The organism is Synechococcus sp. BA-120 BA3, assembly GCF_034931285.1.
Classification (GTDB): domain Bacteria; phylum Cyanobacteriota; class Cyanobacteriia; order PCC-6307; family Cyanobiaceae; genus Cyanobium.
The window spans coordinates 1-7630 of record NZ_JAYGHZ010000062.1; the positions used below are offsets into that span (position 1 = coordinate 1).

A 7630-nucleotide genomic window follows, 5' to 3' on the forward strand; every position below is an offset into this window, starting at 1 on the left:
TATCGATCTGTTTTGTTTTCAGCGATTACCAACCCCCCGAGATCCACACGAGGCACCTCGTCGGCAGCGTCAGATGTGGAAAAGAGACAGGCCCCAGGCAGGGCGGCCGGAGGGACGGCCGTGCTGCGGCCCTGCGCCAGATCGTGCAGACCCAGGCTGGTTCGGGCCAGGCAGCCGATCGAGAAGCAGATCGCCGCACTGCCGAACAGCCCCAGCTGGGTCTGGCGGGTCTCCCCCTGGATACGGGTCATCGCCAGCAGCACCACCCCGGCGGCCAGCCAGGGCAGGGTGACGACCAGGCCGAGCTGGGAGCGGGTCATCGCCATCAGCGCAGGCCCAGCTCCCGGCGCAGCTGCTGCTCCAGCTGGCGCACGGCGCCGACCCGCGCCATGGCCCAGGAGAGCTTGCAGACGCAGCCGATCGAGAAGCAGATCGCGGCGTTGCCGAACAGCCCCCAGGCGTGGCTGTGCAGGTTGAAATCCTCCGCCAGCAGGAGCCGCAGCGCCAGGATCACCAGCAGGCCGGCCACCACCCAGGGGCCATACACCCAGCCGACGAAGAACTGGTCGACGAACAGCCGTCGCGGCGGCGGGACCATGACACCGGGATCCAGGGTTTCAAGTCTGCCGCAGCAACGCCCTCAGGACGACCGCCGCCGCAGGGCCAGCAACAGCGTCTCGAACACCTCCGGCAGGGGCGCCTCACACACCAGCCGCTCACCGCTGATCGGGTGGTCCAGGGCCAGCCGCACCGCGTGCAGGGCCTGGCCGCTCAGCGCCACCGGCAGCTTGCGGCAGCGGCCGTAGGTGGCATCCCCCACGATCGGGTGTCCCGTGTGGGCGCAGTGCACCCGGATCTGGTGGGTGCGGCCCGTGTCGAGCTTGAAGCGCAGCAGGGCGTAGTCGCCGAGGGGTTCGATCAGGCGCCAGTGGGTGCAGGCATGGCGTCCGCTGCTGTCGGTCACCACGGCGTACTTCTTGCGATCGACCGGATGGCGGCCGATGGCCGCCACGATCGTGCCGCTCTCGGACGCGGGCCGGCCATGCACCACCGCCAGGTACTCCCGCGAGGCGATGCGCTTCTGGATCTGCACCTGCAGCTTCACCAGCGCCTCCTGGCTCTTGGCGACGACGATGCAGCCGGTGGTGTCCTTGTCGAGGCGGTGCACGATGCCCGGCCGCATCTCGCCGCCGATGCCCGGCAGATCGGGGCAGTGGTGCAGCAGGCCGTTCACCAGGGTGCCGTCCTTGTTGCCGGGAGCCGGATGGACCGTGAGCCCGGCGGGCTTGTTGATGACGATCAGATGCTCGTCCTCGAACAGCACATCCAGCGCCATCGGCTGGGGCACCAGATAGGGCAGGGGCTCCGGTGGCGGCATCCACAGCTCGACGGTGTCATCGGTGCGCAGGGGCGTCTTGGCCCGGCCCGTGACGCCGTTGACCCGCACGTAGCCCGCATCGATGAACTTCTGGATGCGGGCCCGGCTCTGCTCGGGCCGCTGGGACACCAGCCAGCGGTCGAGCCGCATCGGCAGCGGCTTCGGGTAATGGAGCGTCAGCAGCTCCCCTTCGCCTTCCCCGAACGCGCCCATCAGCCGGGGGGCGACTCCTGGGGGGCCGGACCCGGGGGATGGGGGGCCGGAGCCGGGGGAGGCAGCTCCAGGGCGATCGGCCCCAGCAGGGAGCGGCGGAAATCGTCGAGCAGGCGCTGGGCCATGCGGGCGGTGTCGCCGCTGGTGTGGCGGGCCGCCGCCGTCGCGAGCCAGGCTTCGGCATCGGGGATCGGTCGCTCGGGATCCACGCCAGGCAAGGGCGGCACCGTCACCCCGTAGCGCCGCTCCAGCAGCCCCGGCGCCACCCCGGCTGCCGCCACCGGCTCCAGCTGGGCCAGCAGGCGCAGGAAGGCCTGGGCCACCGCCTCGCCGTCGTAGGAGGCCTGGCCGATGTCGTCGCAGAGGGCCAGGCGCAGCCCGGCGAGCTGGTCATCGAGGCGGGGCGGCAGCACGCCGGGGGCGTCGAGCAGGTCGAGGTCCTGGCCCAGCCGCACCCAGCGCAGGCTGCGGGTGACCCCGGCGCGGCGGGCGCTCTCCACCACCTTCTGGCGCACCAGCCGGTTGATCAGCGCCGACTTGCCCACGTTGGGGAAGCCGAGCATCAGGGCCCGCACGGGGCGCGGTTTCATGCCCCGGCCGGCCCGGCGGGCATTGAGGGTCTCACCGGCCCGGATCGCCGCCTGCTGCAGCTGCTTGACGCCGGTGCCGACCTTGGCGTCGCACCACCAGGGCACCTCCCCCCGCTGGCGGAACCAACCATCCCAGGCCAGACGGGCCGCCGGGCTGACCATGTCGCGGCGGTTGATCACCAGCAGATGCTGCTTGCCCCGGATCCAGCGCTGCAGCCGCGGGTGCCCGGTGGCCAGGGGGATGCGGGCGTCGCGCACCTCGATCACCAGGTCCACCTTCTCCAGGTTGGCGCTGAGGGCCTTCTCCGCCTTGGCGATGTGGCCCGGGTACCACTGGATCGGTGGGGCGGCAGTACTGAGGCGGACCGTGTCGCCGACGTCCGGCATCAGGGCACCACCAGCACCGGACAGGGCGCCAGCTGGAGCACCCGGGCGGCGGTGCTCTGGTGGTCGCCCTCGAGGGTGATGCCGCGGGTGCCCATGACGATCACATCGGCGTTGATCTCATCGGCCACATCACCGATGACGAAGGCCGGCTTTCCCTCCCGCTCCAGCACCTCGCAGGCCACGCCGGCCTGGGTGAAGCTGGCGCGGGCCTGCTCCAGCAGGCGGGCCACATCGGCCGGATCGTGCATCACCCCTTCTTCGGCCTCGACCACCGACAGCAGCACCACACGGCTGCCGTGGCGCTGGGCGAGCTGCAGGGCGACGGCCGCCGTTTCCATCGTCTGGCGGCTCTGGTCGATGGGGAACAGGACGGTGTCGAACATGGCGGAAGGCCCGGCCCTCTTGTCCTAGCGCCGACCGTTGCGGCCGCCAGGCAGCGGGGGTGGGAAGAACCGAATCGCGGCGGCGGCGGGGCGGGCGGCGCCGGAGGCTAATGTCCCCCCGCCTTTCCTTATCCGTAATCATGGCGAAGCGATCCCTCTCCAGCCTCAGCGCCGACGATCTCCGCGGCAAGCGGGTGCTGGTTCGGGTCGACTTCAACGTGCCCCTCGACGACGCCGGGGCGATCACGGACGACACCCGCATCCGGGCCGCCCTGCCCACGGTGCGCCACCTGATCGACCATGGCGCCCGGGTGCTGCTGGCCGCCCACTTCGGCCGTCCCAAGGGGCAGGTGAACGAGTCCATGCGCCTCACCCCGGTGACGGCCCGCCTCAGCGAGCTGCTGGGCAAGCCCGTGACCAAGACCGACAGCTGCATCGGCCCCGACGCCGAGGCCAAGGTGGCCGCCATGGCCGATGGCGATGTGGTGCTGCTGGAGAACGTGCGCTTCTTCGCCGAGGAGGAGAAGAACGACGCCGGCTTCGCCGAAAAGCTGGCCGCCCTGGCCGACGTCTATGTGAATGACGCCTTCGGCGCCGCCCACCGGGCCCACGCCTCCACCGAGGGCGTGACGAACTATCTGAGCCCCAGCGTGGCCGGCTTCCTGATGGAGAAGGAACTCCAGTATCTGCAGGGGGCCATCGATGAGCCGAAGCGTCCCCTGGCAGCGATCGTGGGCGGCTCCAAGGTGAGCAGCAAGATCGGCGTGCTCGAATCCCTGATCGACAAGTGCGACAAGGTGCTGATCGGCGGCGGCATGATCTTCACCTTCTACAAGGCCCGCGGCCTGGCGGTGGGCAAGAGCCTGGTGGAGGAGGACAAGCTGGAGCTGGCCAAGGAGCTGGAGGCCAAGGCGGCCGCCAAGGGGGTCCAGCTGCTGCTGCCCACCGATGTGGTGCTGGCGGACAACTTCGCCCCCGACGCCAACAGCCAGACCACGTCGATCGACGCCATCCCCGACGGCTGGATGGGCCTCGACATCGGCCCTGACTCGGTGAAGACCTTCCAGGACGCCCTGGCCGACTGCCAGACCGTGATCTGGAACGGCCCGATGGGCGTGTTCGAGTTCGACGCCTTCGCCGCCGGCACCAACGCCATCGCCCACACCCTGGCCGACCTGAGCGCCAAGGGCTGCTGCACGATCATCGGCGGCGGTGACTCGGTGGCCGCCGTGGAGAAGGTGGGCGTGGCCGAGAAGATGAGCCACATCTCCACCGGTGGCGGCGCCAGCCTGGAGCTGCTGGAAGGCAAGGTGCTCCCCGGCGTGGCCGCCCTCGACGAGGCCTGAGGCCCCGTCGTCTTCAGGGCCGGGCAGGCCCCGGCCTCAGAGGCTGCCGGAGCCGGGGCCACGGCCCTCTCCCCAGCCCCCTTTGCGGTCCCCCTTGCCCCACTGGGGCAGGGGGATGCCGTTGCGCTCGAACAGGGCCTTCATGGCCGCCCGGTGCTGCTCCCGCTGGCGCTGGCTGGCGCTGCGCTGTTCCTTCATGCAGGTGCGCAGGGCCTCGCTGCTGCCAGCACCTGACAGGCAGCGCTCACCACGCTGGAGGATGGCGATGCGGGCCTGCTGGTCGCTGAGGGCCAGGCGCTTCTGCTCGGGGAAGATCCTCTGCATCTGGGCCGGCGTGGGACGGGCGGCCGGGGTGGGGCCGCTCTGGGCCATGGCGACACCGGAGGAGCCCAGGACCATCGCCAGCACGGCGACGCGGAGGGGGGAAAGCAGGGTGGAGGGCACGGGAGGGAAATTCACGAACAGATCCATGGTGACCGGCAGGTGTGACGGCGATCAGACTGACCACCGGCCAGATGTGACCGGATGCAACTGAAGCCCCCTCACCCCCCGGCCAGGGGCCAGGCCCGCAGCGCCACGGCGAACCGTCCCGGCGGCAGGTCGTCGGTCGCCGCCGCCTCCAGCCGGCGCAGGTCGCCGCCGTGGTCGCGGGCCACCTTGGCGGCGATGGCCAGGCCCAGGCCGCAATGCCCCTCTCCGCCACGGGCCTGGTCGAGGCGCTGGAACGGGGTCATGGCCTTATTCCACTGCTGCGGGTCGATGCCCTCGCCGCAGTCCCAGACCTGGATCTCGAAGCCGCTCTCCACCGCGGCGGCCTCCCCCTGGGGCCGGCCCTCCCCCTCCCCCGGCCCCAGGGGGCGCAGCACCACCCGCAGGGGCGGCCGGCCGTAGGTGAGGGCGTTGTCGAGCAGGTTGCCCACCGCCCGCGCCACGGCGATCGGGCGGACCCGGCGCACCAGCGGTTCCAGATCCAGCTCCAGGGGCACCTCTCCCACGGCTGCCGCCGCCTCGGCCACCAGGGCATCAAGGGGTACCAGCACTGGCGTCTCGTCGGCTTCGGCGCCGGCGAAGATCATGAACTGGCGCGTGATCCGCTCGATCGAACGGATGTCGGCGTGGGCCCGCTCCAGCTCCTGCGGCGCCATCGGCCCGTCGGCGGCGAGGGCGAGGCGCAGACGCAACCGGGTGAGGGGACTGCGCAGGTCATGGGCGATGCCGGCCAGCATCGTCGTGCGCTCCCGGCCGGAATCCTCCAACCGCAGCAGCATGGCGTTGAAGCGGGCCATCAGCTGGCGCACCGCCGGGGCGCCCTGGTCCGGCAGGGCCTGGGGCAGGGCCTCGAGGCCCACATCAGCCAGGGCCTCCTGCAGGCGGGTCAGGGGCCGCTGGATCTCCAGGGTGAGATAGAGCAGCACCGCCCCGAGGGCCCCCAGGCCGATGGACAGGCTCAGCAGCAGGGGGTCGGGCGGCCAGCCGCGGGGGGAGGGAAGGGAGACGAACAGCCACACCCGCTCCAGGGGGGAGGCCAACTCCACCCACACCCCCCGCCGCGGCGAGGAGGCCGGCAGCACCAGCGGGCAGCGGCCCAGGCGGCGGCAGAGTTCCGTCTGCATCCGCAGGGTCTGCCAGCGCAGCCGCCGGTCCCCCCCGCGGCCGGGGATGGCCGTCGGCTCCGGCCGCTGGCCCACCACCAGCTGCATGCCGCTGATCTGGCTGAGCACCTCGGGGCTGAAGCGCTCCAGGGCCACCTCCCCCAGCACCACGTTGGCGGCCACCTCCGAGCCGGTCTGCACGAGCTGCTGCTGGGCCAGCCGGCGTCCCAGCAGCAGCTGCAGCAGCAGCAGGCAGAAGGCGGCGGCACCGGAGCCCGCCAGCAGGTACCCCAGGGTGCGCCGGAGCGACGGCCGCCGCCGCTCAGGACTGGCGGGGCTTGCCATCGGGGACGAACACGTAGCCGTAGCCCCAGACCGTCTGCACGTAGCGGGGCCGGGCCGGCTCCGGTTCGATCAACCGCCGCAGCCGTGACACCTGCACGTCCATGCTGCGGCTGTCGGTGTCGCTGCCCGGGCCCCGGGCCAGCTCGATCAGCCGCTCCCGCGACAGGGGCCGGTGGGGGTGCTGCACGAAGGCCGCCAGCAGGGCGAATTCGCCGCCGGTGATCGTCAGCGCCTCCCCATGGCGCTCCAGGGTGCGGGCGGCCAGGTCCACCTCCAGGTCGGCGAAGGCGATCCGGGCCCCGTCGGGCTGGGGCAAACCACCGGGCAGGGTGCCGCGGCGGCGCAGCACGGCCTCGATGCGGGCGGTGAGTTCGCGGGGCAGGAAGGGCTTGGCCAGGTAGTCGTCGGCCCCCTGCTCCAGGCCGATGATGCGATCCACCGCATCGGCCCGGGCCGTCAGCATCAGCACCGGCAGGTCGTCGGCCCCGTCCCGCAGGCGCCGCAGCAGGGTGAGGCCGTCGTCGCCGGGGAGCATCAGGTCGAGCACCAGCAGATCCGGGCGCTGACCCTCGAGCCGGGCCATCAGCTGGGCGCCGTCCCCCATGCAGCGGACCTCGTAGCCCTGCTCAGCGAGGTAGGTGGACAGGAGCTGGCGCAGCTCCGGATCGTCATCCACCACCCAGATCCGATGCGGTCGGCCCATGGCTCAGGGCTCGAGCGATTGGCGATCGGCGACGACCCGCACCCGCTTGGTGGCGCTGACAATGCCGTCGGGATGGACCAGCAGCACCGCCCAGGTCTGGGAGCCGGGGGACAGGGGGGCCTGGACGATCTTGAACAGGCCGCCGCCGCCGAGGGCGCCCAGTTCCAGGCTGGGGCTGGCCATCGTCGCCTGCTGCTGGGGGGTGATGGCCGTGATGCCGCCCGCGGCGAGGGCGCCGTCGAGCGGTTCGTCGAAGATCACGTCGACGTCGTAGCGCTGGCCGGTCAGCACCGCGTCGGGGATCAGCAGGCTCACCGGCAGGGGCTTCTCACCGCTGCGCAGCAGAGATTTCTCCCGCAGCACGGTCTGGCCGTTGATGCGGGTGCCGTCGCTCTGCAGGGCAAGCAACTGCTCCGCCTCCAGCCGGTAGGTGGTGCCGCCCTGGCGCCGGGTGCCCTCCACCCGCAGGGTGACCGTGGGCTGGCCGCTCCGCAGCTGGGTGCCGGAGCTCAGCTGCCAGCGGGCATCGGGGAACTGCTGACGCAGCAGGCGGCGACGGTTCTCCAGCTGGGCCGGATCGAGGCCGGGGCCGGCCTGCAGCAGACCCGCCAGGGCCGTGTCGGAGCTGCTGTTCAGGGCGCTCTCCAGGGCCTGCAGCTGGGCCGCCGACGGGGGCGCCGCCAGGGCGGGGGC

The 7630-nt window shown here is 72.0% G+C and carries 10 protein-coding genes; 1 reads left to right on the forward strand and 9 read right to left on the reverse strand.

The genetic code is table 11. The features are described from left to right. The 5 genes from VB737_RS04385 to VB737_RS04405 all read right to left on the reverse strand — a co-directional run. Nucleotides 1-320 (reverse strand): hypothetical protein (locus VB737_RS04385; RefSeq protein ID WP_500311450.1); only part of this gene is annotated, 320 nt, incomplete at its 3' end. Between the two features lie 5 nt (nt 321-325). Next, nucleotides 326-598: a hypothetical protein gene (locus tag VB737_RS04390; RefSeq protein WP_500311452.1), complete on the reverse strand. Its 273-nt coding sequence runs from the start codon at nt 596-598 to the stop codon at nt 326-328. Between the two features lie 42 nt (nt 599-640). Then, complete coding sequence (locus VB737_RS04395; RefSeq protein ID WP_500311454.1) at nt 641-1591, reverse strand: RluA family pseudouridine synthase; 951 nt, start codon at nt 1589-1591, stop codon at nt 641-643. Further along, the gene (gene ylqF / locus VB737_RS04400) at nt 1591-2568 is read right to left on the reverse strand and encodes a ribosome biogenesis GTPase YlqF (RefSeq protein WP_500311456.1); all 978 of its coding nucleotides are present in this window, start codon (nt 2566-2568) and stop codon (nt 1591-1593) included. The genes VB737_RS04395 and ylqF overlap by 1 nt, the downstream gene beginning before the upstream one ends. After that, nucleotides 2568-2951 (reverse strand): universal stress protein, encoded by a 384-nt coding sequence (locus VB737_RS04405; RefSeq protein WP_254946584.1) that lies wholly within the window; start codon nt 2949-2951, stop codon nt 2568-2570. The genes ylqF and VB737_RS04405 overlap by 1 nt, the downstream gene beginning before the upstream one ends. A 140-nt stretch (nt 2952-3091) precedes the next feature. Here VB737_RS04405 and VB737_RS04410 point away from each other — a divergent pair, with 140 nt between their 5' ends. Then, nucleotides 3092-4297 (forward strand): phosphoglycerate kinase, encoded by a 1206-nt coding sequence (locus VB737_RS04410; protein ID WP_500311458.1) that lies wholly within the window; start codon nt 3092-3094, stop codon nt 4295-4297. A gap of 36 nt (nt 4298-4333) precedes the next feature. Here VB737_RS04410 and VB737_RS04415 read toward each other — a convergent pair whose 3' ends face one another. From VB737_RS04415 to VB737_RS04430, 4 genes are all read right to left on the reverse strand, one after another. Next, a complete protein-coding gene (locus VB737_RS04415) occupies nt 4334-4741 on the reverse strand; it encodes a hypothetical protein (protein ID WP_500311460.1) in 408 nt (135 codons plus the stop codon). Nucleotides 4742-4839: 98 nt separating this feature from the next. After that, nucleotides 4840-6234 (reverse strand): sensor histidine kinase, encoded by a 1395-nt coding sequence (locus VB737_RS04420; RefSeq protein ID WP_500311462.1) that lies wholly within the window; start codon nt 6232-6234, stop codon nt 4840-4842. Next, the gene (locus tag VB737_RS04425; RefSeq protein WP_500311464.1) at nt 6212-6937 is read right to left on the reverse strand and encodes a response regulator; all 726 of its coding nucleotides are present in this window, start codon (nt 6935-6937) and stop codon (nt 6212-6214) included. Before VB737_RS04425 ends, VB737_RS04420 begins: the two co-directional genes overlap by 23 nt. A 3-nt stretch (nt 6938-6940) precedes the next feature. Continuing rightward, on the reverse strand, nt 6941-7630 hold a 690-nt coding region (locus VB737_RS04430), incomplete at its 5' end, for a DUF8623 domain-containing protein (RefSeq protein ID WP_500311466.1).

Excerpts from the sequence above, each read along its gene's own strand:
- VB737_RS04420 (WP_500311462.1), bottom strand. The coding sequence starts at position 6,234 with ATGGCAAGCCCCGCCAGTCCTGAGCGGCGGCGGCCGTCGCTCCGGCGC.
- VB737_RS04390 (WP_500311452.1), bottom strand. The coding sequence starts at position 598 with ATGGTCCCGCCGCCGCGACGGCTGTTCGTCGACCAGTTCTTCGTCGGC.
- ylqF (WP_500311456.1), bottom strand. The coding sequence starts at position 2,568 with ATGCCGGACGTCGGCGACACGGTCCGCCTCAGTACTGCCGCCCCACCG.
- VB737_RS04410 (WP_500311458.1), top strand. The coding sequence starts at position 3,092 with ATGGCGAAGCGATCCCTCTCCAGCCTCAGCGCCGACGATCTCCGCGGC.
- VB737_RS04425 (WP_500311464.1), bottom strand. The coding sequence starts at position 6,937 with ATGGGCCGACCGCATCGGATCTGGGTGGTGGATGACGATCCGGAGCTG.
- VB737_RS04395 (WP_500311454.1), bottom strand. The coding sequence starts at position 1,591 with ATGGGCGCGTTCGGGGAAGGCGAAGGGGAGCTGCTGACGCTCCATTAC.
- VB737_RS04405 (WP_254946584.1), bottom strand. The coding sequence starts at position 2,951 with ATGTTCGACACCGTCCTGTTCCCCATCGACCAGAGCCGCCAGACGATG.